General features: G+C 60.2%; 32 protein-coding genes. 24 read left to right on the plus strand and 8 right to left on the minus strand.

The features are described 5' to 3' along the window. The first annotated feature begins 18 nt into the window (after positions 1-18). From ACNOHI_RS02055 to ACNOHI_RS02080, 6 genes are all read left to right on the plus strand, one after another. On the plus strand, positions 19-876 hold the full coding sequence (locus ACNOHI_RS02055) for a ferritin-like domain-containing protein (RefSeq protein WP_420472964.1): 858 nt from the start codon (positions 19-21) through the stop codon (positions 874-876). A 62-nt stretch (positions 877-938) separates the two neighbouring features. Further along, the gene (rfaE2, locus tag ACNOHI_RS02060; protein WP_420472965.1) at positions 939-1,415 is read left to right on the plus strand and encodes a D-glycero-beta-D-manno-heptose 1-phosphate adenylyltransferase; all 477 of its coding nucleotides are present in this window, start codon (positions 939-941) and stop codon (positions 1,413-1,415) included. 4 nt (positions 1,416-1,419) lie between these two features. Continuing rightward, positions 1,420-2,421, plus strand: coding sequence for an asparaginase (locus ACNOHI_RS02065; RefSeq protein ID WP_420472966.1), 1,002 nt, complete (start codon positions 1,420-1,422; stop codon positions 2,419-2,421). Positions 2,422-2,468: 47 nt separating this feature from the next. Continuing rightward, a complete protein-coding gene (locus ACNOHI_RS02070; protein ID WP_420472967.1) occupies positions 2,469-2,840 on the plus strand; it encodes a hypothetical protein in 372 nt (123 codons plus the stop codon). Between the two features lie 57 nt (positions 2,841-2,897). Continuing rightward, on the plus strand, positions 2,898-3,461 hold the full coding sequence (locus ACNOHI_RS02075; protein WP_420472968.1) for a Spy/CpxP family protein refolding chaperone: 564 nt from the start codon (positions 2,898-2,900) through the stop codon (positions 3,459-3,461). Between the two features lie 49 nt (positions 3,462-3,510). After that, positions 3,511-3,966, plus strand: coding sequence for a DUF411 domain-containing protein (locus tag ACNOHI_RS02080; RefSeq protein ID WP_420472969.1), 456 nt, complete (start codon positions 3,511-3,513; stop codon positions 3,964-3,966). Positions 3,967-4,008: 42 nt separating this feature from the next. Here the strand turns inward: ACNOHI_RS02080 and ACNOHI_RS02085 are convergent, their stop codons facing one another. The 3 genes from ACNOHI_RS02085 to ACNOHI_RS02095 are packed head-to-tail and all read right to left on the minus strand — an operon-like array spanning position 4,009 to position 5,708. After that, positions 4,009-4,488, minus strand: coding sequence for a copper chaperone PCu(A)C (locus ACNOHI_RS02085; protein WP_420472970.1), 480 nt, complete (start codon positions 4,486-4,488; stop codon positions 4,009-4,011). Between the two features lie 27 nt (positions 4,489-4,515). Beyond that, on the minus strand, positions 4,516-4,986 hold the full coding sequence (gene trmL / locus ACNOHI_RS02090) for a tRNA (uridine(34)/cytosine(34)/5-carboxymethylaminomethyluridine(34)-2'-O)-methyltransferase TrmL (RefSeq protein WP_420472971.1): 471 nt from the start codon (positions 4,984-4,986) through the stop codon (positions 4,516-4,518). An 11-nt stretch (positions 4,987-4,997) separates the two neighbouring features. Next, positions 4,998-5,708, minus strand: a complete 711-nt coding sequence (locus ACNOHI_RS02095; protein WP_420472972.1) for a double zinc ribbon domain-containing protein — start codon at positions 5,706-5,708, stop codon at positions 4,998-5,000. A gap of 86 nt (positions 5,709-5,794) precedes the next feature. Here ACNOHI_RS02095 and ACNOHI_RS02100 point away from each other — a divergent pair, with 86 nt between their 5' ends. From ACNOHI_RS02100 to ACNOHI_RS02135, 8 genes are all read left to right on the plus strand, one after another. Beyond that, complete coding sequence (locus tag ACNOHI_RS02100) at positions 5,795-6,736, plus strand: methyltransferase domain-containing protein (protein ID WP_420472973.1); 942 nt, start codon at positions 5,795-5,797, stop codon at positions 6,734-6,736. 240 nt (positions 6,737-6,976) lie between these two features. Further along, positions 6,977-7,450, plus strand: a complete 474-nt coding sequence (locus ACNOHI_RS02105) for a DUF2244 domain-containing protein (protein ID WP_420472974.1) — start codon at positions 6,977-6,979, stop codon at positions 7,448-7,450. Positions 7,451-7,457: 7 nt separating this feature from the next. After that, the gene (gene coxB, locus ACNOHI_RS02110; protein WP_420472975.1) at positions 7,458-8,615 is read left to right on the plus strand and encodes a cytochrome c oxidase subunit II; all 1,158 of its coding nucleotides are present in this window, start codon (positions 7,458-7,460) and stop codon (positions 8,613-8,615) included. Between the two features lie 18 nt (positions 8,616-8,633). Then, a complete protein-coding gene (ctaD, locus tag ACNOHI_RS02115; RefSeq protein ID WP_420472976.1) occupies positions 8,634-10,226 on the plus strand; it encodes a cytochrome c oxidase subunit I in 1,593 nt (530 codons plus the stop codon). Positions 10,227-10,260: 34 nt separating this feature from the next. Further along, positions 10,261-10,368: a cytochrome oxidase small assembly protein gene (locus ACNOHI_RS02120; RefSeq protein ID WP_420472977.1), complete on the plus strand. Its 108-nt coding sequence runs from the start codon at positions 10,261-10,263 to the stop codon at positions 10,366-10,368. A 1-nt stretch (position 10,369) separates the two neighbouring features. Next, positions 10,370-10,966, plus strand: a complete 597-nt coding sequence (locus ACNOHI_RS02125; protein ID WP_420472978.1) for a cytochrome c oxidase assembly protein — start codon at positions 10,370-10,372, stop codon at positions 10,964-10,966. Continuing rightward, positions 10,959-11,174: a DUF2970 domain-containing protein gene (locus ACNOHI_RS02130; protein WP_420472979.1), complete on the plus strand. Its 216-nt coding sequence runs from the start codon at positions 10,959-10,961 to the stop codon at positions 11,172-11,174. The genes ACNOHI_RS02125 and ACNOHI_RS02130 overlap by 8 nt, the downstream gene beginning before the upstream one ends. Positions 11,175-11,197: 23 nt before the next feature. Then, on the plus strand, positions 11,198-12,064 hold the full coding sequence (locus ACNOHI_RS02135; RefSeq protein ID WP_420472980.1) for a cytochrome c oxidase subunit 3: 867 nt from the start codon (positions 11,198-11,200) through the stop codon (positions 12,062-12,064). A 62-nt stretch (positions 12,065-12,126) separates the two neighbouring features. Here the strand turns inward: ACNOHI_RS02135 and ACNOHI_RS02140 are convergent, their stop codons facing one another. Next, positions 12,127-12,327: a twin transmembrane helix small protein gene (locus ACNOHI_RS02140; protein ID WP_420472981.1), complete on the minus strand. Its 201-nt coding sequence runs from the start codon at positions 12,325-12,327 to the stop codon at positions 12,127-12,129. A 63-nt stretch (positions 12,328-12,390) separates the two neighbouring features. Here ACNOHI_RS02140 and ACNOHI_RS02145 point away from each other — a divergent pair, with 63 nt between their 5' ends. The 5 genes from ACNOHI_RS02145 to ACNOHI_RS02165 all read left to right on the plus strand — a co-directional run bounded on the left by ACNOHI_RS02145 (position 12,391) and on the right by ACNOHI_RS02165 (position 16,328). After that, entirely contained in the window at positions 12,391-13,104 is a 714-nt protein-coding gene (locus ACNOHI_RS02145) for an SURF1 family protein (protein WP_420472982.1), read from the plus strand. Beyond that, on the plus strand, positions 13,091-13,684 hold the full coding sequence (locus tag ACNOHI_RS02150; RefSeq protein WP_420472983.1) for an SCO family protein: 594 nt from the start codon (positions 13,091-13,093) through the stop codon (positions 13,682-13,684). Before ACNOHI_RS02145 ends, ACNOHI_RS02150 begins: the two co-directional genes overlap by 14 nt. A 7-nt stretch (positions 13,685-13,691) precedes the next feature. Then, a complete protein-coding gene (locus ACNOHI_RS02155; RefSeq protein ID WP_420472984.1) occupies positions 13,692-14,804 on the plus strand; it encodes a COX15/CtaA family protein in 1,113 nt (370 codons plus the stop codon). 7 nt (positions 14,805-14,811) lie between these two features. Continuing rightward, the gene (cyoE, locus tag ACNOHI_RS02160; protein WP_420472985.1) at positions 14,812-15,696 is read left to right on the plus strand and encodes a heme o synthase; all 885 of its coding nucleotides are present in this window, start codon (positions 14,812-14,814) and stop codon (positions 15,694-15,696) included. 98 nt (positions 15,697-15,794) lie between these two features. After that, positions 15,795-16,328: an SCO family protein gene (locus ACNOHI_RS02165; protein WP_420473239.1), complete on the plus strand. Its 534-nt coding sequence runs from the start codon at positions 15,795-15,797 to the stop codon at positions 16,326-16,328. Positions 16,329-16,391: 63 nt separating this feature from the next. On the opposite strand, the gene rpoH is transcribed toward ACNOHI_RS02165, so the two are convergent. The 4 genes from rpoH to ftsY all read right to left on the minus strand — a co-directional run bounded on the left by rpoH (position 16,392) and on the right by ftsY (position 20,352). Next, on the minus strand, positions 16,392-17,291 hold the full coding sequence (gene rpoH / locus ACNOHI_RS02170) for an RNA polymerase sigma factor RpoH (protein ID WP_420472986.1): 900 nt from the start codon (positions 17,289-17,291) through the stop codon (positions 16,392-16,394). 229 nt (positions 17,292-17,520) lie between these two features. Next, positions 17,521-18,447, minus strand: a complete 927-nt coding sequence (gene ftsX, locus ACNOHI_RS02175; protein WP_420472987.1) for a permease-like cell division protein FtsX — start codon at positions 18,445-18,447, stop codon at positions 17,521-17,523. Continuing rightward, a complete protein-coding gene (locus ACNOHI_RS02180; protein ID WP_420472988.1) occupies positions 18,444-19,127 on the minus strand; it encodes a cell division ATP-binding protein FtsE in 684 nt (227 codons plus the stop codon). The genes ftsX and ACNOHI_RS02180 overlap by 4 nt, the downstream gene beginning before the upstream one ends. Position 19,128: 1 nt before the next feature. Beyond that, positions 19,129-20,352, minus strand: coding sequence for a signal recognition particle-docking protein FtsY (gene ftsY, locus ACNOHI_RS02185; protein WP_420472989.1), 1,224 nt, complete (start codon positions 20,350-20,352; stop codon positions 19,129-19,131). A gap of 142 nt (positions 20,353-20,494) precedes the next feature. Here ftsY and ACNOHI_RS02190 point away from each other — a divergent pair, with 142 nt between their 5' ends. Genes ACNOHI_RS02190 through ACNOHI_RS02210 form a run of 5 tightly spaced genes read left to right on the plus strand, consistent with a single transcriptional unit; the run spans position 20,495 to position 24,662 of the window. Then, on the plus strand, positions 20,495-21,865 hold the full coding sequence (locus tag ACNOHI_RS02190) for a M16 family metallopeptidase (RefSeq protein ID WP_420472990.1): 1,371 nt from the start codon (positions 20,495-20,497) through the stop codon (positions 21,863-21,865). 17 nt (positions 21,866-21,882) lie between these two features. Then, positions 21,883-23,205, plus strand: coding sequence for a M16 family metallopeptidase (locus tag ACNOHI_RS02195; protein ID WP_420473240.1), 1,323 nt, complete (start codon positions 21,883-21,885; stop codon positions 23,203-23,205). Positions 23,206-23,209: 4 nt separating this feature from the next. Beyond that, on the plus strand, positions 23,210-23,845 hold the full coding sequence (gene rsmD / locus ACNOHI_RS02200; protein WP_420472991.1) for a 16S rRNA (guanine(966)-N(2))-methyltransferase RsmD: 636 nt from the start codon (positions 23,210-23,212) through the stop codon (positions 23,843-23,845). 46 nt (positions 23,846-23,891) lie between these two features. Then, on the plus strand, positions 23,892-24,380 hold the full coding sequence (gene coaD, locus ACNOHI_RS02205) for a pantetheine-phosphate adenylyltransferase (RefSeq protein ID WP_420472992.1): 489 nt from the start codon (positions 23,892-23,894) through the stop codon (positions 24,378-24,380). A 21-nt stretch (positions 24,381-24,401) separates the two neighbouring features. Continuing rightward, positions 24,402-24,662, plus strand: coding sequence for a YfhL family 4Fe-4S dicluster ferredoxin (locus tag ACNOHI_RS02210; RefSeq protein WP_420472993.1), 261 nt, complete (start codon positions 24,402-24,404; stop codon positions 24,660-24,662). Positions 24,663-24,664 lie beyond the last annotated feature (2 nt).

Here is a 24,664-nt window from a genome sequence, read left to right on the forward strand (position 1 = left end):
CAACATTGAAGGTGCGTGATGCTGTACCCAGAACTATTCAAATCGCTAGAACAAGTCCGCTGGAACATGGAAAAAGACATCCCGTGGGACAAGTTTGATGCATCGAAGCTGACAGACGAACAAGCACAAACCATCCGGATGAACGCCATCACCGAATGGTCGGCGCTGCCGGCCACGGAGATGTTCCTGCGCGACAACCGCGGCGACAGCGACTTCTCCGCGTTCATGTCGGTATGGTTCTTCGAAGAGCAGAAGCATTCACTGGTCCTGATGGAATACCTGCGCCGCTTCCGTCCCGACCTGGTGCCGACGGAAGAAGAACTGCACAACGTGCGTTTCGAGTTCGACCCGGCGCCTCCGCTAGAGACCCTGATGCTGCACTTCTGCGGCGAAATCCGCCTGAACCACTGGTACCGCTGCGCCTCCGACTGGCACACCGAGCCGGTCATCAAGCACATCTACAAGATCATCAGCCAGGACGAGGCACGCCACGGCGGCGCCTACCTGCGCTACATGAAGAAGGCGCTGAACGAAGTGGGTGACAACGCCCGCGCGGCCTTCGCCAAGATCGGCGTGCTGATGGCATCCGCCCGCCGCACCGAGAAGCCGCTGCACCCGACCAACCTGCACGTCAACCAGGCGCTGTTCCCCAACGACACGGTGCAGAGCCGCCTGCCGGACCCGAACTGGCTCGAGCGCTGGCTCGACGGCCAGATCAAGTTCGACGGCGAGTGGGAAAAGAAGGTCGTCGACCGCATCCTGCACAACATGTCGCTGCTGTTCGAGCGCACCTTTGAATCGGTGCAGGACCTGAACCGCTACCGCAAGGAAATTACCGGCCGCCTCGGCAATGGCGGGCTCAAACCCGCTGCCTGATTCCGGACTGAGGTAAGCTACAAGCCGCAAGCAATGTCGCTTGCGGCTTTTTTATTTGTACCATGCCGATTTTCGAGAAAAAGATTTGCACGCGCGCTGACCTCGCCGCGCGCATCCAGCAGTTGCCCAAGCCGGTGGTGCTGACCAACGGCGTCTTCGACATCCTGCACCGCGGCCACGTTACCTATCTGGCCCAGGCGCGCGAACTCGGCGCTTCGCTGGTTGTCGCAGCCAATACCGATGCATCGGTCAAACGATTGGGCAAGGGGGACGACCGACCGATCAATGCCTGCGAAGATCGCATGGCCATCCTCGCGGCGCTGGAGTCGGTGAGCATGGTGGTGCCCTTCGACGAGGACACGGCGCTGGAAGTCGTGCAGGAAGCGCGGCCCGACATCTACGTGAAGGGCGGTGATTACGACATGACCGCCATTCCCGAAGGGCAGGCCGTGCTGGCCTACGGCGGCAAGGCCGTCGCAATCGATTTCGAACACGACCGGTCCACCACGCGGTTGTTGAGCAAGGTCCGTAACAGCTGACATCATGAACGTCGCCCCACTCGCCGAAGTCACGCGCGGTGATCAAGTCGAGTCAATCCACTTTGGTGCCGTCGCGGTGGTCAATACGCGCGGCGAGTTGCTGTACCAGGCGGGCGACCCGCACTTCCTCACGTTCACGCGTTCCACCATCAAGCCGTTCCAGGCATTGCCCTTCCTGCGTGCCGGCGGGTCGGCGCATTTCGGCTTCGGCAGCCGTGAAATCGCTCTCCTGTGTGCCAGTCATTCGGGCGAAACTTTGCACACCGCGGTGGTGGAATCGATGTTGCGTAAAGCGGGATGCGACGAGCACCATTTGCAGTGCGGTTGCCACGTTCCGCTACATTACGCGACAGCCAACACTCAGCCGGCACCCGGTGTGTCGTTCACGCAGGTGCACAACAACTGCAGCGGCAAGCACGCCGGCTTCCTCGCGTACTGTCGGCAGCACGGCCAGCCGGTCGAGACCTACCTTGATCCCCTGCATCCCCTGCAGAAGGAGATCCGGTCCTGTCTTGCCGATGTCTGCGGCGTCGCGGAAACCGGCATGCCGGTCGGTACCGACGGATGTTCCGCGCCCAATTACGCCTTGCCGCTGTCGCGGCTTGCCTATGCCTACGCCCGGCTGGCTCAAATCGGACCAGATCCTGATTATGGCGAACTGACCGGCCAACTCTATGCTGCAATGACGTCCCATCCCGACCTTGTCTCCGGCACCGGTCGCATCGACCTTGCGCTGATGAAGGCGGGGCAGGGGGATTGGGTGGCCAAGGGCGGTGCAGAGGGCGTGCAGGTAATTGGCATTCGTTCCAAAGGACTCGGTATTGCGTTGAAGGCGGCCGACGGCGGCGCGCGCGGTCTGCAGCCGGCGACAGTGGCTGTTCTATCGCAACTCGGATTACTGCCTCAAGGAAGCGTGCTCGCACCCTGGGCGCACCCGCAACTGTTCAACCTGAAGGGTATCCGCATCGGCGAAGTACGGCCCGCGGTCCAGCTCACAAAGGCTTGATCCGGGCGACTGCCGGCGTCGCATGGTTGTGATAAGGTGAGTGCTCCATGAAAGCAATGAAGACACTGTTCATCTGGCTGCTGATGTTCTTTATCCCTCTCCAGGGGATGGCAGCCAATGCACTGCTCGTCTGCAAGGCGGCGAACCAGGCTGCCGTCGTTTCATATGCGATGCCGGAATCCGGTCACGCGCACCCCTGCGGTGAGATGCAGGTCCAGCAAGACGACATGCAGGATACGCCGCAGGTGAGCGAGAAGACCTGCGCCGCACAGTACGCCGGCGTTCCCTGGATTCCCGCAAGCGAACTTCATTTGCCGCCGTTCGAACCTGTCCCCGCCGTCGTCTCGTACGCGGGTTTTCATCTTCCCTTCTTCATTCCGGACGGTCCCGACCGTCCGCCACGCCGTCATTCCCTTTGAACACCGCTGCGCGTCCATGTTGTGACGCGTGTTGACCATGTTTAAAAGGAATTGACCATGCAATACAAGATTGCCTTCGTTGTTCTGGCGCTGGCGTGGGTGCCTGCCCGCGCCGCCGATACTCCCTACGCCGGCCAGGAGCGGCGCCCCATCAAGGCCTTGTCTGAACAGGACATTGCCGACTATCGCAGTGGCCGGGGCATGGGCGCTTCGCTCGCCGCGGAACTAAACCACTATCCCGGTCCGCGTCATGTTCTCGACCATGCGCAGGCTCTCGGCTTGTCGAATTCGCAGAAGGGCACAACGCAACAGCTGTACGACGATATGGCGCGCGAAGCGGCGCGTCTCGGCGAGCTGATCGTGGCAAAGGAAGCGGAACTGGAAACCTTGTTCGCCGGTGCGAAGGCAAGCCATGACAACACCGCAGCATTGGTGAGAGAAATCGGGGCGCTGCAGGCAGAGTATCGCCTCGTGCATCTCGGCGCGCACCTGTCGATGCGGGCGGTTCTCTCGCCGGAGCAGGTTGCCGATTACGACAAGCTGCGCGGCTATCAGGGCACCAATCCCGGCCAAGGCGGTCATAAGCACGGAATGATGCACGGCAAGACCGGACACCATTAGCACCGTGCGCAATCGACACGACTGCAAAATGCAATCAAAGGAAACGAACATGCAAAGACGAACACTTCTGCAAGGAGCCTTGGCGGCACTGCTGCTCCCCGCCGCTGCGGCGAAGGCGGCCAAGAATGCCTTGCCCGTTATCGACGTGTACAAGAGCGCAAGCTGCGGATGCTGCCACGAGTGGGTAGACCACCTGCGGGCCAATGGCTTCACGGTGAGGGCGGTTGATGTGCCGAATCCGTCCGATTACCGGGCGAAGTACGGCATTCCTGATGACCTGGGATCCTGCCATACCGGCGTCGTCGCAGGCTACGCGCTGGAAGGCCATGTCCCGGTGGCGGAGATCAAGCGCCTGCTGGCGGAACGTCCGAAGGCGCGCGGCCTGACCGTACCGGGAATGCCGATGGGCTCGCCGGGAATGGAAGGGGCGCGCAAGGATCCGTACGATGTGTTGCTGGTCCAGGCGGACGGACGCACGCGCGTGTACAAGCACTACGGGGCCTGACCATCAGGGAAAGCGCGGCACGCAATGTGCCGCGCGGGAGGCTTAGTGGCCGTGATGCATGCCGCCGTGCCCGGCGTCCTTCTTCTCCTGCACTTTCACCTTCACCTCGGTTTTCCCTGCCTTCTCGAACACCAGCGTCATAGGGAAACTGTCGCCAGCCTTCAGCGGCTGCTGCAACCCCATCAGCATCAGGTGGAATCCATCGCCCGGCTTCATCTCGACGCGTCCAGACGCCGGGATGTCGATTTGCCCGACTTCCCGCATCTTCATCACGTTGCCGTCCATCGACATGGTATGGATCTCGACGCTCTTCGCCACGGGGCTGCTTGCCCCGACCAGCTTGTCGGCATTCTTGCCCTTGTTTTCAATCGTCACGTACGCGCCGCCGGTACGCTGGTTCGCAACCGTGGCGCGCGCAAACGGATTGTCGATGAGCAGGTCCTTCAATTTTGTTTCCTGCGCATGGGCGGGCAGGCTGAAAGTGAACGCCATCGTCAGGGCAGTGAATGGTCGCAAAAACATGGTGGTCCTTTAGTACGGATAAAAAAATCAGTTGCCGCCTTCAAATCCATTCTGGCGCCAGGCTTCATAGACGACGACGGCGACGGTATTCGACAGGTTGAGACTTCGGTTGTCCGGGCGCATCGGTAGTCTGATGCGCTGGGCAGGCGGGAATGACTCGCGCAGTTCCGGCGACAGTCCGCGCGTCTCGGAACCGAAGACAAAAAAGTCACCAGGACGAAACGCCATCGACGCGAACGGTGTCGACCCATGCGTGGTCAGCGCAAACATCCTTGCCGGATCAGGGCGTTCGCTAGCGAGGAACGCCTCCCAGTGGGCGTGCACCTTCATCGTCGCGTAGTCATGGTAATCGAGTCCCGCACGCCGCATTTTCGCATCGTCCAACGGAAAGCCAAGGGGCTCGACAAGATGGAGTTGCGCGCCCGTATTGGCGCAAAGGCGGATGACATTGCCCGTGTTGGGCGGAATCTCCGGTTCGACAAGAACAACGTGAAACAAGTCCTGCTCCTCTAATGTTGCGGAGTGCGCGCAAAAACAATGTTGGTGACGCGTACCGCGCCGAATCGCTTGAGGGTCGCCGCGAGCTCATTGAGCGTCTCGCCGGTGGTCATCACATCGTCGACCACGCCGATGTGTCGCCCCTGTACGCGCTGCATGGCCGGCGCTGGAACGACAAAAGCATTGCGGATGTTCTTCTGCCGCTCGTCCGGATGCAGTTTCGCCTGTGCATGCGTTTCCTTGTGCCGGGCGACGAGATGCGGCTCGAGCTTCACGCGCAAGTTGCGCGAGAGTGGTTTGGCGATTTCCAGCGCTTGGTTGAATCCGCGTTGCACGAGTCGTTGCGGCCCGAGCGGGACCGCCGTCAGCAAGTGCGGAAGCATCATGCCTTTGGTGGCAGGGTGCAGCATCTGTGCGAACATCGGCGCCAGTTCGAGCTGGTTGCCGAACTTCAGCGCGAGCACGAGGCGATCAACGGGCGGCAGGTAGTCCGTCGCAACAATAGTCGCATCGAATGCGGGCGGCTGTTTCAGGCAGTCGCCGCAGCGCACGCCACCGGCTTCGCCCGGTAACGGAATACCGCAACAAGCACAGCGCGCTTTTCTCGTTGAAAAGAATTGCGACCGGCATCCCTCGCACAGCGCTGAGCGATGTTCTGCACCGCATAGCGCGCAGGAAGAGGGCAGCGCCAGCGGCAAGCCCTTCAGCAGTTGCTGCATCATCGGACGCATCCGGGAAATCATGGAGCAGGTGAATCCTCAAGCGTGTAAACTGCGAGCATTATCTCATTGCCCTGCCGGATTGCCTCGTGTCCTCCCAACCCGATTCCCGCCTGAGTGCGCCCATCGATGTGCGTAACGTGCGCCGCCTGTTCGACAATCCCACTCAGATTGCGGAGTCGAACTTCCTGCGCCGCGAGATCGCCAGCCGTATGCACGAGCGCCTCTCACTGGTGAAGATCCAGCCGCAGCGTGTGCTCGATCTGGGTTGCGGGGAGGGCGCGGATTTCCCGGTTTTGCAGGCGTTGTACCCGGATGCGCACCTTCTCGGCCTGGATGCGTCATTTGCCCTTCTTGCAGGCGGGCGGACGGGACAATCCGCCGCGGCAAATTCGATGACGCGCCTGCTTGGCAAACTATTGCCGCGAAAAATCGGTGCAAGGCATGAGGACGCCTTCAGCCAATTGTGCGGCGACTTTTCCCTGTTGCCGCTCAAGCCGGCGTCTGCGGACCTGATCTGGTCCAATCTCGCACTGCACTGGCACCCGCAGCCGGACCTGGTGTTCGCAGAATGGCGGCGCGTGTTGCGCGTCGATGGGCTGCTAATGTTCTCCTGTTTTGGCCCTGATACGTTCAGGGAAATTCGCGCGGCATTCGCACAGGTGGACGACTACGCGCACACGTTGAACTTCGTTGACATGCACGACCTCGGGGACATGCTCGTCAATAGCGGATTCTCAACACCTGTGATGGATATGGAAACTATTACCGTCACTTACGAGTCCACTGACAAGTTGCTTGCCGACGTGCGCGCGTGGGGAGGAAATCCTCTCTTGACCCGCCGGCGCGGCTTGCTCGGCCTCAGTGCCAGGACAAAACTGCTTCGTGCGCTCGACGGCTTCCGCCGCGAAGACGGCAAGATTCCGCTCACGTTCGAAGTGGTCTACGGTCATGCCTTCCGTCCTGCGCCGACAAGGACCGCCGACGGCGAATCGATCATCAGGTTAGACCTTCCTCGCAAGCGTCAGTAGGTACTTGCGCCTTTAATTCCGTCTGACAGACAAACTCCGCTCATTCGGTTGTCGGCATGTCACCGGAATGTGGTTGAAATGGCAATCTCTCTCTTGCGGCCTGCTTGTTGCAGGGGTGCATCCATGCGGGACCTGCTGTTCTTTGTAGGACTTTTTCCCCTTGATAACCGTCCTTTATCCGACTTATACTTCCGTGGTTTTGCGCAAAGGGCTTTTCGCTTCAATTCCTTGAGGTAGATCATGGACACCCGTGAATGGATGTTGAAGCGCAACTGTTCACTGTCGCCGCGACAACTTGGCCTTGCCTACCTCGCGGTTTGCACAACATCAATGCTGGTCGCGACATTTTTTGCTGCTTCCGGTGCTTGGTACGTCCTCGGCTTTGCGCTTGTTGAGCAGTTCGCGGTAGGAATTGCCTTTTTGTTGTATGCTCGTCATGCGACGGACAGGGAACATATCGCACTCGAAGAGAACTGCCTGCTGGTGGAAGTCATCCAGGTGGAGCATGTCCGACAATTCAGGCTGGATCCGCGCCATACGCGTGTTGAACCGCCCGAGTCGGGCAGCTGCGGGCTGGTGCGTTTGGAGGCGAACGGCACCAAGGTCGAGATCGGCCGGTTTTTGACAGAATGGAAAAGACGCGAGCTTGCGCGGGAGTTGAATTGCGCGCTTGCGTTGCAAAGATATAAACAGAATTCCAATTTTGGCTTTTGAGGAAACTATGAAACTTGCGAAGCGCCTTCAATCCCTGATGCTCGGTGCGTCGCTCTTGATGGCAGGCATGCCGTCATGGGCGGTCAACGATAGCCCGGGCGGTCCGGCAGTCCGCCAGATGACCTTCCACCAGCCGGTCACCAAGATCGCAGAAGAGGTCTATTCGCTGCACAACCTGATGCTGATCATCTGCCTGGTGATCTTCGTCGCCGTGTTCGGCGTGATGTTCTACTCCATCTTCAAGCATCGCAAATCCGTCGGCCACAAGCCCGCAACCTTCCACGAAAGTACCGCCGTTGAAATCGCCTGGACGGTCGTTCCGTTCCTGATCGTCATCGGCATGGCGCTGCCCGCGACCAAGACCGTGGTCGCCATGAAAGACACCTCCAACGCCGACCTGACCATCAAGGTCACCGGCATGCAGTGGAAGTGGGGCTACGACTACCTGAAGGGCGAAGGCGAGGGCATCTCCTTCCTGTCCGCGCTGTCCACGCCGCGCGAGTCCGTCGTCAATCCGGCCAAGATCGAAAACGACAACTACCTGATCGAAGTCGACAATCCTGTGGTCGTCCCGGTCAACAAGAAAGTTCGCCTCGTCCTGACCGCCAATGATGTGATCCACGCGTGGATGATTCCCGCATTCGCCGTGAAGCAGGATGCGATTCCCGGTTTCGTTCGCGACACCTGGTTCCGCGCCGAGAAGACCGGCGTGTATCGCGGCCAGTGTGCAGAGCTGTGCGGAAAGGAACACGCCTTCATGCCGATCGTCGTGAATGTCGTGACCGACGAAGAGTACAAGAAGTGGGTCGAAGGCAAGAAGAAGGAAATGGCTGCCAAGGCCGACGATCCGAACAAGACCTGGACCGTCGACGAGCTCAAGCAGCGCGGCGCGCAGATTTACGCTGCCAACTGCGTCGCGTGCCACCAGGCAACCGGCAAGGGCGTTCCCGGCGCATTCCCCGCGCTGGATGGTTCACAAGTGGTGAACGGTCCCCGCGCAGAGCAGGTCAAGGTTCTGATCAACGGCCGCAAGGGCATGCCCTCGTTCAAGCAGCTCTCCGACACCGAAATTGCCGCCGTGATCACCTACACCCGCAATAACTGGTCCAACAAGGCCCAGGAAAATATTGTTCAACCGGCAGAAGTGCTGGCTGCGCGCAAGTAATTGAATTAGGAGATTGAGATGACCACCGTAGTTGATCACGCACACGATCACTCTCACGACCACGCGCACGACCACCCGCACGGCTGGCAGCGCTGGTTATTTGCAACCAACCACAAGGACATTGGTTCCCTGTACCTGTGGTTCTCGTTCATCATGCTGCTGTCCGGCGGCGTGCTGGCACTGTTGATCCGCGCCGAGCTGTTCCAGCCCGGCCTGCAACTCGTGCAACCCGAGTTCTTCAACCAGCTGACCACCATGCACGGCCTGATCATGGTGTTCGGCGCCATCATGCCGGCCTTTGTCGGCTTCGCCAACTGGATGATCCCGCTGCAGATCGGCGCATCCGATATGGCGTTCGCCCGCATGAACAACTTCTCGTTCTGGCTGCTGCCGCCGGCGGCGATCCTGCTGGCCGGTTCCTTCCTGGTGCCGGGCGGTGCGACCGCTGCAGGCTGGACGCTGTATGCCCCGCTGTCGACCCAGATGGGTATCGGCATGGACATGGGTATCTTCGCGATGCACATCATGGGTGCCTCGTCGATCATGGGTTCCATCAACATCATCGTCACCATCCTCAACATGCGTGCCCCCGGCATGACGCTGATGAAGATGCCGATGTTCTGCTGGACCTGGCTGATCACCGCCTACCTGCTGATCGCCGTGATGCCGGTTCTGGCTGGCGCGATCACCATGACGCTGACCGACCGTCACTTCGGCACTTCGTTCTTCAACGCTGCCGGCGGCGGTGACCCGGTGATGTACCAGCACATCTTCTGGTTCTTCGGCCACCCCGAGGTGTACATCATGATCCTGCCGGCGTTCGGCATCGTGTCGCACATCATCCCGGCCTTCGCCCGCAAGCCGCTGTTCGGCTATGCATCGATGGTGTACGCAACTGCCTCGATCGCGATCCTGTCGTTCATCGTCTGGGCGCACCACATGTTCACCACCGGCATGCCGGTGACCGCGCAGCTGTTCTTCATGTATGCAACGATGCTGATCTCGGTCCCGACGGGCGTGAAGGTGTTCAACTGGATCGCGACCATGTGGAAGGGCTCGATGACCTTCGAAACCCCGATGCTGTTCGCCGTCGGCTTCATCTTCGTGTTCACGATGGGCGGCTTCACCGGCCTGATCCTGGCGGTGACGCCGATCGACATCCAGATGCAGGATACCTACTACGTCGTGGCGCACTTCCACTACGTGCTGGTGGCAGGCTCGCTGTTCGCGCTGTTCGCCGGTTTCTACTACTGGGGTCCGAAGTGGACGGGTTTCATGTATAACGAAACCCGCGGCAAGATCCACTTCTGGGGTTCGCTGATCACCTTCAACGTCACGTTCTTCCCGATGCACTTCCTGGGTCTGGCCGGCATGCCGCGTCGCTATGCCGACTACCCGGCGCAGTTCACCGACTTCAACATGATCGCCTCGATCGGCGCGTTCGGTTTCGGCCTGATGCAGGTGTACTTCCTGCTCGCCGTCGTCCTGCCGTCGATCAAGGGCGGCCAGAAGGCAGCCGACAAGCCGTGGGATGGTGCCGAAGGCCTCGAGTGGACCGTGCCGAGCCCGGCGCCGTTCCACACCTTTGAAGTACCGCCGACTGTGAAGTAAATGACTGGCGGGTGAAAGCCCGCCGCTTTTGCGTATGTCCGATCCGAAAAAGCCGAACAACTTGAAGACTGCACTGATCCTGGCGTCCGTGGCATTGATGTTTGCCGTGGGCCTGTTCGTGAAACGACTCTGGTTTAGTTGAAATGGAACAACAGGAACAACACGGCGAAGCAGTAAAGACGGGCCTGCTCAACAAGCAGATGCTTTCGAAATTGCTCGTTGTGGCGGTAATGATGTTCGGTTTCGGTTATGCGCTGGTTCCGATCTACAAGAAGATTTGCGAGATCACAGGTGTAAATCTGCTGACGCCAAAGGATTCGATGGTTGGCGACATCAAGAACACACAGGTCGACAAGAGCCGCACCATCACGATCGAGTTCGATGCAACCGCACAGGGGCCGTGGCGTTTCCGCCCAACGGTATCCAGCATGGAGGTGCATCCCGGCGAGATGGCACAGGTGGTGTACGAAGTGGTGAATACGCAAGCGCGCCCTATCGACGCGCAGGCGATTCCGAGCTACGCGCCACAGCAGGCATCTGCGCATTTCAAGAAGATGGAGTGCTTCTGTTTCAAGCAGCAGACGCTCGGTCCGAATGAAGCGAAGCAGATGCCGGTCGTATTCTTCATCGATCCGGCGCTGCCGAAGGATGTGAAGACGATCACCTTGTCGTACACGTTCTTCGAAGTCGGTGGACCCGGCAAGAAGCAAGCGGCAACGCAAGGCAATACGAATGGATGACCCGAAAAATTCAGCACAGCGCAAAGCGTCCTTCGGCGCAACGATGAAAGCGGTGTTCTGGTCGTTTTTCGGTATCAGGAAAAAAAGCGACTACGAAAAGGATGCGCAGCAGCTGAACCCGGTGCATGTGATTATCGCCGGTGTGATCGGTGCCTTGATTTTTATCGGGACGCTGTTGCTGATTGTGAAGAGTGTCGTCGGAAAGTAATTATTTAAAATTTGTATTGGGAGATGGAGATGGGTTCTCATCAAACAGGTAGCGCACCCTACTATTTCGTTCCGGGGCCGTCCAGGTGGCCGGTACTGGCTGGTGCATCGCTGCTCGTCACCATGGCTGGCGCATCCGCATGGGTCAACGGCATCAGCTGGGGGCCGGTGGCCAATATCGTCGGCGTCCTCGCGCTGATCGTCGTGCTGTACAAGTGGTTCGGTGATGCGATTGCCGAGTCCGAGGGCGGCCTGTATGGCGCGCGCATCGACCTGTCGTATCGCTGGAGCATGAGCTGGTTCATCTTTTCGGAAGTCATGTTCTTTGCCGCCTTCTTCGGCGCGCTGTTCTATGCACGCAGCGTGACGATGCCCTGGCTGGCGGATCTTGATCACAAGGTGATCTGGCCGGACTTCACCGCGCAATGGGGCAATTCCCCCGGCGGTACCATCGAGCCGTTTGCGAAAATGGGGCCGTTCTGGATCCCGACCATCAACACGGCGTTGCTGCTGACGTCCGGCGTGACCTTGACCATTGCTCACCACGCCCTGCGGGCTGGCCATCGCGGGAAGACTACGTTCTGGCTCTTCGCCACGATCGTTCTCGGCGCCGTGTTTATGGGCTTCCAGGCATATGAGTATGCGCATGCCTATAGCGAACTCAACCTGAAGCTGACCTCGGGCATTTATGGATCGACTTTCTTCATGCTGACCGGCTTCCACGGTTTCCACGTGACCATGGGCGCCATCATGCTGACGGTTGTGCTGTTCCGTGTCATGAAGGGCCACTTCACCCCGGATCATCACTTCGCATTCGAAGGCGCTGCGTGGTACTGGCACTTCGTCGACGTCGTGTGGCTCGGCCTGTACGTTGTTGTGTACTGGTTGTAATCGACGTTTGCCAAAAACAAAAGCCGCACCGAGGTGCGGCTTTTTTGCTCTTCAGCATCGTGTCAGCGAATACCGGTAGGCTGTATCCAGCCCTGGCTGTAGGCGACGAGAATCAGGATGAATAGCGCGATCGAGAAGCCGACACGGAAAGCCAGTGCCTTGACCGTACGATTGCTCTTACCCTTGTCTCGCATCAGGAAGATCAGTGCGGAGCCGAGGCTGGCGAGGATCAGGACGAAGGCGACGGCGACCAGGGTTTTCATAAGGCACTGCGTGCGGAAGGGCGCGACAGAAGGACGCGCGGTGTTGAAGAAAGTGACATTGTAATGCCAATGAAATTCCGGTTCAGATGGATTCCGTTCATCGCAGCAGTCATCGTTGCGGCGATCGGCTTTTCTCTTGGCCAGTGGCAGACGCGTCGCGCTTCCGAAAAACTGGCGATCGAGGCAAGGCAGCAGGCGCGCGAGTCGCAAGCGCCAACCGACCTCGGCCGCGCCATGCAAACGCCCGAGGAGGTGGAGTTCCGCCGCGTGAAGGTGCGCGGCGAGTTCGTGCCTGAATGGACTGTGTATCTCGACAACCGGCCGTACAAGGGCGCGGCGGGCTTTCATGTCATGACGCCGATGAAAATTGCGAATTCGGACCTGCACGTGCTTGTCGCGCGAGGGTGGGTCAAGCGCGATGTCACGGACCGGGCTAAACTGCCGCCAATTTCGACCCCGACCGGCATGGTGGAGATCGAGGGCATTGCAAGGAGATCCGCAGGGCATGTGCTGCAACTCGGCAATACGGAAATGCTGACGCCGCGTGCAATTGTGCAGAATGTCGATGCTGCGGACTTCGAGAAGGCGGCGGGCATGAAGATGCATTCCTTCGTGCTCGAGCAGGTCGGCGACCTGAAGGATGGCCTGGTTCGCGACTGGCCGCGCCCGTCGACCGGCGTGGAGAAGCACCAGGGGTATGCGTTCCAGTGGTATGCCCTGGCGGTAACGGCACTACTATTTTTTGTGGCAACAGGATTTCGACGTGGAAAAGAATGACAAGCAGCGCAAGGGGCGCTGGAAATTGTTTGCGGTGATCGCCATCTGCGCGTCTCCGCTGATCGCCTCCTACCTGACCTACTATGTGATCAAGCCGGAAGGCCGGACCAACTATGGCGCGCTCATCGATCCTCGTGCACATCCGATCCCAGCGGCCTTGGGTACGACTTCCCTGGAGGGCAAGCCCGCGGGACTGCACGACTACAAGGGGAAATGGGTCATGCTGCAAATTGCCGAGGCGGACTGCCAGGAGCCGTGCCGCAAACGCCTGCACGACATGCGGCAGCTCCGTCTCGCGCAGGGCAAGGACATGGACCGCATTGAACGCGTATGGCTGGTGACTGACGACAAGCCGCTCGAGACGGTGCTCATGCGCGAATATGACGGAACGCACATGCTCCGCGCTCGTCCTGATGCCGTGAAATCATGGCTGCCCGCAGATACGGGTACGGCCGCGTCCGACCACATTTACATGATCGACCCGCTGGGGAACCTGATGATGCGCTTCCCGAAGGATGCCGATCCGAACAAGATGAAGAAAGACATTGCGAAGCTGCTGAAGGCTTCTCGTATAGGGTAATCGACCGATGCTGATCCAACTTGCGATCATGGGCGTGCTGGCAGCCTTGCTGCCCTTGGCCATCGTCTGGGTGTCGGGCGACGCGAACAAGTACCGGAAACTTGTTTGGGTAACGGCATTCCTGACCTTCGACCTGATCATGTTCGGCGCCTTCACCCGCCTGACCGATTCCGGTCTCGGTTGCCCCGACTGGCCTGGTTGCTACGGACACGCCAATCCCGTGCAGGCACATGCGCACATCAGTGCCGCGGAAGCCGCGATGCCGGAAGGGCCGGTCACGGTGATGAAGGCATGGATCGAGATGATCCATCGCTATCTGGCGATGGGCGTCGGGGTGCTGATCATTGCCATCATGGCGATTGCCTGGCGGCGCTGGCTGAAATCGAAGCGGAAGGACGATGCGTTTGCTCCCTGGCTGCCTTCCTATCTGCTTGTGTTCGTCTGCGTACAGGGCGCGTTCGGCGCGTGGACCGTGACGCAGAAGCTGCAGCCGGTGATAGTCACCATCCACCTGTTGCTCGGCATGGGCCTGCTGATGTTGCTAGCCTGGCTGGGCGCGCGCCAGAACAATCATCGGCCGGTCGCAGTGGCCGCGCTATCGGTGCGTGCGTCGGCCACCCTTGCGCTTGCACTTCTTTTTGTCCAGATCATGCTGGGCGGATGGGTTAGCACAAACTATGCGGCGCTTGCCTGCCTCGACTTTCCGCTATGCCATGGCGAGGCGGTACCGCGCATGGATTTCGCGAATGGCTTTACCTTGTGGCGCGACCTCGGCAGGACAGCGGATGGAGAATTCCTGCCCTTCCCGGCGTTGACGGCGATTCATTGGGTGCACCGCATGTTTGCGTTCGTGGTGGTGGCTTATGTCGGCTGGCTCGCGCTGCGCGCCCGCAAGATCGCGGGTCTTGAACGTGTTGCCACCTGGCTTTTGATTGCGCTGTGTACGCAATTCCTGACCGGCATGTCCACGGTTTTCTTGAAATGGCCGCTGGCACTTGCGGTAGCCCATAACGGTGGCGCGGCGGTCCTCGTGCTTCTGCTCACCATGTTAAACTTTCAGGCGAGGATTCCGTCGCAAGCTGCGTCGAACCGAGCCGCAACCCGGCTTTCTGCTGCTTGAGGTGCACGTGACTACACTGACCATCCAATCCAAACGCTTGGCCCAGTACTGGGCATTGACGAAGCCCAGGGTGACGCAGCTCGCCGTATTCTGCGCCGTCATCGGCATGTTCCTCGCCTCGCCTGAATTACCCGATTGGCGCGTGGTCGTCGCCGCAACGATCGGCATCTGGCTGCTTGCCGGCGCTGCGTTCGCGGTCAATTGCTTGGTGGAGCGCGAAATCGATGCGCGCATGGCGCGTACCGCGCGCCGCCCGATGGCACGCGGCGAACTGACGGTGTCGCAGACCCTCGTGTTTTCCGGCGTGATCGGCGGCATCGGCATGTGGGTGCTCTTCAATTTCGTCAATCCGCTGACCATGTGGCTGACATTTGCCACGTTTGTCGGATATGCGGTGATCTACACGATGCTGCTCAAGCCGGCGACGCCGCAGAACATCGTCATCGGTGGCCTGTCCGGTGCAATGCCGCCGGCGCTCGGATGGGCGGCGATTGCGAACGACGTATCGATGGAAGCCTGGATTCTTGTCCTGATCATCTTCGTCTGGACACCGCCGCATTTCTGGGCGCTCGCCATGTACCGCCGCGACGATTATGCGAAGTCCGGCCTGCCCATGCTGCCGGTGACGCACGGCCCGCAATTCACGCAGTTTCATATCTGGCTTTACACCATCATCCTCGTGGCGACCACGATGCTGCCGTTTGCCGTCCAGATGAGCGGACTGATTTACCTCGCCAGCGCCACCGTGCTGGGCGGCATTTTCCTCTGGTATGCGTGGCAGGTTTACCGGCATTACACCGACCTCATCGCGCGCAAGACCTTTGCCTATTCCATCGTCTACCTGTCACTGCTGTTTGCCGCGCTGCTGGTCGACCACTACATCAAGCTCTAACCATGTCATTCATCACGGCAAGACGCGCCGCGGCGCTTGCGCTCGCTGCGGCGAGCCTCATGCTCGGCGCATGCGACAAGCCGGGCGAAGGCACGCAAATGATGCTGTCCCCGGCCAAGTCGACTTTCAAGAACACCGATGTGACCGGACTTGATTACGCGAAGGACTTTGCCATGCCGGACCACACCGGCAAGATGCGCACGTTGGCCGACTTCAAGGGCAAGGCGGTGGTCGTGTTCTTCGGCTATACGCGGTGCCCGGATGTGTGCCCGACAACGATGGCAGAGATGGCGAACGTGATGCAGCAGCTCGGCCCCCTGGCGGAGAAGGTCCAGGTGCTGTTCGTGACGGTGGACCCGGAGCGTGACACACCTGAATTGCTGTCCAAGTACGTGCCGTCCTTCGACCCACGCTTCCTCGGTCTCGTCGGCGACAAGGCGCAGACGGAAAAGATCGCGAAGGATTTCCGGGTGTTCTACCAGAAGGCGGCAGGCAAGGAGCCGGGAAGCTACACGATGGACCACACGGCGGGCAGCTACATCTTTGACCCGCAAGGGCGGTTGCGTCTGTTCGTGCGGCACGGCCAGGGGCCGGAGCCGATTGCGCATGACTTGAAACTGCTGCTTTCCTGAAAGCATTCGACAAAAGAAAAAGGCGCCCAGTGACGGGCGCCTTTTTTATTGCCGAAGTTCCAGTCAAACGTAGGCAGCAAGCGTGCCTTTCATCTTCTTCAACGCGGCGCTTTCGATCTGGCGGATGCGCTCGGCGGACACGCCGAACTCGTCAGCCAGTTCGTGCAGCGTGGCGCCGGAACCGTCGTCATTCGAGAGCCAGCGCGCTTCGACGATGCGGCGCGAACGCGGGTCGAGCTTTTCGAGTGCCGCTTCCAGCCCTTCGGACTGCATCCGGTCGAACTGCTTCGCTTCCATCGCCTTCGTCGGCTCTGCGGTATCGGAGGACAGGTAAGCGATCGGGGCGAACTTGTCGTCTTCGTCATCGCTCGGTCCGTCGAGGGCGATGTCGTGGCCCGACATGCGGGTTTCCATCTCGATCACTTCCTCGCGCTTGACGTTGAGCGACTTGGCGAGATCGTCGACCTGCGCCGGCGTCATCGCGTCCAGGCTTTCCTTGTGGCTGCGCAGGTTAAAGAACAGCTTGCGCTGTGCCTTCGTCGTGGCGATCTTCACCAGGCGCCAGTTCTTCAGGATGTATTCGTGAATTTCGGCCTTGATCCAATGCATCGCATACGACACCAGGCGCACGCCCTGGTCGGGATCGAAGCGCTTTACCGCCTTCATCAAGCCGATGTTGCCTTCCTGGATCAGGTCGGCATGCGGCAGCCCGTAGCCAAGGTAGCCACGCGCGATGGAAACCACCAGACGCAGGTGCGACATGACCAGTTTCTGCGCCGCCGCCAGATCGTTCTGCTCGCGCAGGCGACGGGCAAGCGACGTCTCTTCTTCGTGCGTCAGCATCGGAATGCGATTGACGGACGAGATGTACGCTTCGATGTTGCCGAGGCTGCCCGGGAAACCGAGCGTCAGGGCATGACTTCCCATCGGAACCAATGCGGTTTGTGCAGAAGTTGCTTTCATCGTTTCTCCTTGCCTTGCCAGTGTTTCCTCTATTGAAACGAGGAGGATGACTGATTTCGTCACTATATTAGCACTCTCAAGGGGTGAGTGCTAATGCGCGTTTTCAACGGTCGAGATAGGAAGTATCTATTCCGAGGGCTGTTTCCACATAGCTAACTGACTATAGAACAGGAGCCAGGGGAAAAGTTGTTAAGAATCAAAATGTTGCAGGAAAAGACCTGCGCAGGATCTAGGGAAGTCGAGCCAGTTGCCGCCTGACAGATAGCAGCGCTCCGGCCAGACCCAGTCCCGCGCTTATTGCCAACATGGCAAGTGTTGCGCTGATGCCTAGCGGTGCCAGCCGGAACTCCGACGCGTACAGCCGTGCGAAATCGGTGATGGCGTCGTTCAATGGGTGAAGCGAAACCGCCACTGCCCCAAGTGCCGCTGCGCCCGCGCATAATCCGAGCAGGGCACCGGTGTAGTAGAACGGCCGGTAAATATACGAGTCCGTCGCGCCGAACATCCGGCACACTTCAATTTCGTCGCGTTGCGTCATCACCTGAAGACGGATGGTATTGAAGACCACGGCAACGACGACGACGCCCAGCGTGGCAGCGAGGAACAGTAACGCAAGCCGCAAGACGTGCATCAGGGCGGCGAGGCGCTTGACCCATGCGGAATCGATCTGGACGTATTCGACACCGGGCAGGGATTTGAGTTGCGCAGCGAGGGTTTCGACTTTCGCGGCATCCGAGGCATCGCGCACGCCGGAAAGTTTCAGCACGTAACCATCCGGCAACGGATTTTCGCCGAGCGCCGTGATGGCGTCGTCGAGGCCAGTCTTGTTCTTCAGCAGGGTGAGGGCCTGCTCACGTGGAATGAATTCCAGTTTTCCGGCGTTGCCCGATTCCTGAACCGTGCGGCGGATCTGCGAACCGAGTGCGGTTGCCCGTTCCCGTGGCGTTTCCATGGACATGAAGATGCTGATTTCCGGTTCTACAGCGAGCTGCTCGGACACCGGGCGTACGTTTTCGAGCAGGGTTAGACCGGCGAACGGCAGGGCGAGCGCAATCGCCACCACCACCACATTCAGGGAAAAGCTTCCGGGAGAGCGCAGCAGGTGCCGGAAAGCGCTTGCCAGTGCGAGGACATGCTGTCTGAGCCAAACGATCATGCGGCCCCCTGGAAGGATTCCACGGCCGGCGCACCGGTAAGGTGCCCGTGTTCGAGATAGACCACACGCGGCGCACTGGCGAGGATACTTTCGTCATGCGTAGCAATGATGCAGGTCACACCAACGCCGTGGAAGGCCCTCAGCGCATCCATGACCTTTTTAGCGCTTGCGCGGTCCAGGTTGGCGGTCGGTTCGTCGGCAAGAATGATCTGGGGGCGATTGACGATCGCGCGCGCAATTGACACCCGCTGCTGCTCGCCCCCGGATAGCGCCATCGGATCCGACGCTGCCTTGTCGAGCAGGCCGACCTTGTCGAGCGCGGCACGCGCACGCTTTTCGGCGTCAGACCCGGCGGTTCCAATGACCAGCAGGGGCAACATGACGTTGGCAAGCACGCTGCGGTCGTTCAGCAGGCTCTGCTGCTGGAAGATCAGGCCGAGGTTGCGGCGCAGGTAGGGCAGTCCCGAGGCGTTCAGCCGGCCGACATCCTGGCCGTTGACCGACACGGTTCCCGAAGTGGGGCGCTCCATTACCGCGATCATCTTGAGCAGGGTCGATTTGCCTGCGCCTGACGGACCGGACAAGAAGACGAGTTCGCCCTTGTCGATCGTCAGGTCGATATCGGTCAGGGCGGAAGACCCGCGCCCGTATTGCTTGGAAACGTGCCGGAACTCGATCATGTCAGCTCAGCAGCGCATCGACGAATTCTTCGGCATTGAAGGGCTGCAGGTCTTCGATCGTTTCGCCGACGCCGATGAAGTAGACCGGCACCGGGCGGGTCTTTGCAATTGCGGCAAGCACGCCGCCCTTGGCGGTACCGTCCAGCTTGGTGATGACCAGGCCGGTCAGTTGCAGCGCATCGTCGAAAGCCTTCACTTGCGCCAGCGCGTTCTGTCCCGTATTGCCGTCGATGACGAGCAGGACTTCATGCGGCGCGTTCTGCATACCCTTGCCGATCACGCGCTTGATTTTCTTGAGCTCTTCCATCAGGTGCAGCTGTGTCGGCAGGCGGCCTGCGGTATCGACCATCACCACATCGACATTGCGCGCCTTGGCGGATTGGACCGCGTCGAAGGCGACGGCGGCTGGATCGCCCGATTCCTGGGCAACCACCGTGACATTGTTGCGCTGGCCCCAGATCGCGAGCTGTTCGCGCGCGGCGGCACGGAAGGTGTCGCCGGCGGCGAGCAGGACGGACTGATGGTGCGCCTGCAGATGCTTGGCCAGCTTGCCGATTGTGGTGGTCTTTCCAGCGCCGTTGACGCCGGCGATCATCATGACCAGCGGCTGTTCGCGGCCAAGCACCAACGGCTTCTGCAGCGGCGAGAGCATGTCGATCAGCAGGGTGCGCAGCGCCGCCTTGACCTGTTCGGCCTCGGTCAGTTTTTCCGCCTTGACCTTCTTCTTGAGTTCGTCGAGGAGGAAGTGGGTTGCTTCCACGCCGGCGTCCGAGACCAGCAGGGCGGATTCGAGTTCTTCGTAGAGGTCGTCGTCGATCTTGGCGCCAACGAAGAGCGTGGTCAGGTTCGTGGACGTTTTCGACAGGCCGGCCTTCAGGCGCTGTAGCCAGGAGCGCTTCTGCTCGGGCGGGGGCGGCTCCGCGGGAACGATTTCGCCCTCGGGCTCTTCCACCGCAACCGGTGTCGGAACCGGAACCGGCTCGGGAAGTGGGGCCGGCGCGGCAACGGTAACAGGAACAGGTTCCGGCGCTGGCACCTCGACAGGCTCGGGCACAACCTCGGGTACCAGCGGCTGTTCCTTCTTGAACAAGTTCAGCCAGGAGGACTTTTGCGGCGCCGGTGCCTCGGCCGGCGCGGGAGCGACTTCCGGTGCGGCTGTTTCTGGTGCCGCCTCCGTTGGCGGCGCAGGCGTATCTTTCGGTTTTTTCTTGAAGAAACTAAACATCGGAGCAGGGGAGGTGGGCAGTCCTGGGCGCGCAAAGCGTCGCCGCAGAAAGAAGATACAATCGGAACCTCATTTCACGGGTGGCGTCATCTTGCATTGCCACCGCATCAAACCAGTCCTCTATTTTATCAGAGCGGAGATTATGAAATTCCGGATCGCCTTATTGCTGTCCGCGTGGATGCTGGCCTTCCTGCCGACGGCCTCGCATGCGGCGGCAGCGCAGGAGTTCATGTTGAAGAACGGCATGAAAATCATCGTCAAGGAAGACCATCGCGCGCCGACAGTGGCGCACATGATCTGGTACAAGGCCGGGTCGATGGATGAACAAAATGGCACCACGGGCGTCGCGCACGCGCTGGAACACATGATGTTCAAGGGGACGAAGACGCTGAAGCCGGGCGAATTCAGTCAGCGCGTAGCGGCATTGGGCGGGCGCGAGAACGCATTCACGAGCAAGGACTACACGGGCTATTTCCAGCAGATCGAGAAGTCGAAGCTGGAAAAGGTCATGGCGCTGGAAGCCGACCGCATGGCAAATCTCATTCTCGACAAGGAAGAGTTCTCCCGCGAAATCCGCGTCGTCATGGAGGAGCGCCGCTGGCGTACCGAGGACCAGCCTATTCCGCAGGTCTACGAGGCGCTCAATGCAACTGCCTTCACCGCCCATCCGTACCACCACCCGATCGCCGGCTGGATGAGTGACTTGCTGACCATGACTGTGCAGGATGCCAAGGCCTGGTATGAGCGCTGGTACGCGCCCAACAATGCGGTGATGGTTGTGACGGGCGACGTCGACGCGAAGCAGGTGCTTGTGCTGGCGGAGAAGCACTTCGGCAAGATTCCGCGCAAGGCGGTGCCGGTGACGAAGGTTCAGGAAGAGCCACCGCAACGCGGTATTCGCAGGGTGACGGTCAAGGCCCCTGCTGAAAATCCCTATGTTGTTCTTGCCTTCAAGGTTCCCGCCTTGCGCGACGTGGAGAAGGACGACGAGTCGCATGCGCTCGACGTGCTTGCGGCGATCCTTGACGGGTACGACAACGCCCGCCTGAACGCCAAACTGGTTCGCACCGACCGCGTCGCCAATTCGGCCGGTGCCGGCTATACGAACATCGCGCGGGGCCCCGTGCTGTTCCTGCTCGATGGCACGCCCGCGACCGGCACGACGACCGAGCAACTCGAAAAGCTGCTGCGCGCCGAAGTCGAGCGCATCGCGAACGAAGGCATTTCGGAACAGGAACTCAAGCGCGTGAAGGCGCAGCTGATCGCCGGCCAGATCTACAAGCGCGACTCCATCTTCGGCCAGGCGATGGAAATCGGCACCATGGAAATGTCGGGCATCTCGCATACCAAGATCGACCGGATCATCGACAAGCTCAAGGAAGTGACCGGCGAGCAGGTGCAGGCCGTCGCGAAGAAATACTTCGGTGACGACGCGCTCACGGTGGCCACCCTCGTGCCGCTGCCGATCACTGAGAAAAAAGCTCCCGCAGCACCCAAGGGCTTGCGTCACTAATGGTGGAATAGAACATGATGAAACGCATTCTCTTTGCATTCCTGCTTGCCTTCGCGAGCGCTGGCCCGGCCAGCGCCGCGCTGAAGATCCAGTCCTGGAGCCTCGCCAACGGCGCGAAGGTCCTGTTCGTCGAAAACCACTCGATTCCCATCCTCGACGTCAGCGTTGAGTTCGACGCAGGCTCGCGGCGCGACCCGCAGGGCAAATCGGGGACGGCGGAACTCACCAACGCCATGCTGGCACGCGGCCTGCGCGAGTCGGCCACGCCCAGCCAGGAACCGGCGATGACTGAGGCGCAGATTTCCGACGCCATCGCTGATACGGCGGCCCAGCGCGGCGGCGGTGTCGGCGGCGACCGCGCCGGTGCGAGCCTGCGCACGCTTTCCAGTGCTGCCGAGCGTGACGCATCCGTGAATCTGCTCGCCCGTATCCTCGCGCATCCGAGTTTTCCCGAGAACTTCCTCGCACGCGACAAGGCCCGCACGATCGCCGCGATCAAGGAAGACGAAACCAAGCCCGAATCGATCGCCAGCAAGGCGTTCTGGCGCCTGCTGTACGGTTCACATCCGTATTCGCAGTACCCGACCGTGCCTTCGGTGGAGTCGATTACGCGCGACGACCTGGTGGCCTTCCACACGACACATTACGTTGCCAACCGGGCGGTCATCGCGATGATCGGCGACATCACGCGTGCTGAAGCCGATGCCATCGCGCAGCAGCTTACCTCCCGCTTGCCGCAAGGGGCGCCCCTGCCGGCGCTGCCCAAGGTCGACACGATGGCGGCGAGCGAGGAACGCATCCCGCATCCGGCGACGCAAGCGCACATCATGCTGGGCCTTCCCGCCATCGTGCGCGGCGAGCCGGACTACTTTCCCCTGTTGGTCGGAAACTACACGCTTGGCGGCGGCGGCTTCGTGTCGCGCCTGACGCATGAAGTCCGCGAAAAGCGCGGCCTGTCCTACAGCGTGTACAGCTATTTCAACCCGATGGCGCAGCCGGGGCCCTTCCAGGCGGGCCTGCAGACGCAGAAGGAGCAAACCGACGAGGCATTGAAGGTCGTGCGCGATACCATTGGGACCTTCCTGCGCGACGGCCCCACGCCGCAGGAGCTGAAGGCGGCAAAGGACAACCTGATCGGCGGCTTTGCGCTGCGTATCGATAACAACCGCAAGATCCTGGATAACATCGCCGCGATCGGCTTCTACAACCTGCCGCTCGATTACCTTGATACCTGGACCGCAAAGATCGAAAAAGTGACGATCGCCGACGTCAAGGCTGCTTTCCAGCGCAAACTGGCGCTCGACCGGATGTCCACCGTGATTGTTGGCAATGCAAAATAAGAACATGCAAAGAAACCGCCCCGGCAAAGCCGCACAGGGAAAACGACCGCCGCACCAGGTGCGCATCATTGGGGGGCAATGGAAGCGCACGCCGCTGGCCGTGCTTGACGCCGAAGGATTGCGTCCCACGCCCGATCGCGTGCGCGAGACGGTGTTCAACTGGCTCAACCACCTTCTGGATCGCGGCTGGGAGCAGGCGCGGTGCCTGGATTTGTTCGCTGGAACCGGGGCGCTCGGGTTTGAAGCGGCGAGCCGCGGTGCCGCCAAAGTGGTGATGGTGGAGGGCAACGGTGCCGCGGTCAGGCAATTGCAGGCCACGAAGGAGAAGCTGAAAGCGGACAATGTCGACATCTTGCGCGGTGATGCCTTTGCCGCCGCGTCCGGCCTTGTTTCCAGCACGGCGAAGGGATTTCAAGTCATCTTCCTCGACCCGCCCTACCATCAGGACTGGCTCGTAAAAATACTGCCCCTCTGTGAACGGCTATTGGCGGATGGCGGCTTGGTATATGCTGAAGCTGAAGTGCCGCTGGACGGCGAAACGGCACCGGACTGGATGAAGGGCTGGGAAGTTGCGCGTGCCGACAAGGCCGGCATGGTTTTTTACCACTTGCTGCACCGCAATGCCGTTGAGGAAATTTGAGGCATAATGCGCGTTCCGGAAACTTTCTCTTAGGCAGGGAGCCCCGATGGTTACAGCTGTTTACCCTGGAACGTTTGATCCGCTTACGCGTGGGCACGAAGATTTGGTGCGCCGCGCGTCCGGCCTGTTCGACAAGCTGATCGTGGGTGTGGCCGACAGCAAGAACAAGCGCCCTTTCTTTTCCCTGGATGAGCGCCTGTCGATCGCCAATGAGGTTCTCGGCCATTATCCGAATGTCCAGGTCGAGAGTTTTTCCGGTCTGTTGAAGGATTTCGTGCGCACGCACGATGCCAGGGTGATCGTGCGCGGCCTGCGCGCGGTGTCCGACTTCGAGTACGAATTCCAGATGGCCGGCATGAACCGCTACCTGCTGCCGGACGTCGAAACCCTGTTCCTCACCCCGTCCGACCAGTACCAGTTCATTTCCGGCACCATTGTCCGTGAAATCGCCACGCTGGGCGGCGATGTGTCCAAATTCGTATTCCCTTCCGTCGAGCGCTGGCTCAAGGATAAGCTGGCTGCAGTCAGCAAGTAAAAGAGCGGTTTAGAGGTTGTTATGGCGTTGATGATTACGGACGAATGCATTAATTGCGACGTGTGCGAGCCCGAGTGCCCGAACGACGCGATTTACATGGGACCGGTGATTTACGAGATCGATCCCAACAAGTGCACCGAATGCGTCGGCCACTACAACGAGCCGCAGTGCCAGCAGGTCTGCCCGGTCGATTGCATCCCCTTCAATCCCGCCTGGCGCGAGAGCAAGGAAGAGCTGCAGGCCAAGTACGAACGGCTGCAGGCTGAAAAGCAGCAATCCTGAGC

It is taken from the genome of Noviherbaspirillum sp. ST9, assembly GCF_048799745.1.
In the GTDB taxonomy this organism is placed as follows: Bacteria; Pseudomonadota; Gammaproteobacteria; order Burkholderiales; family Burkholderiaceae_D; genus Noviherbaspirillum.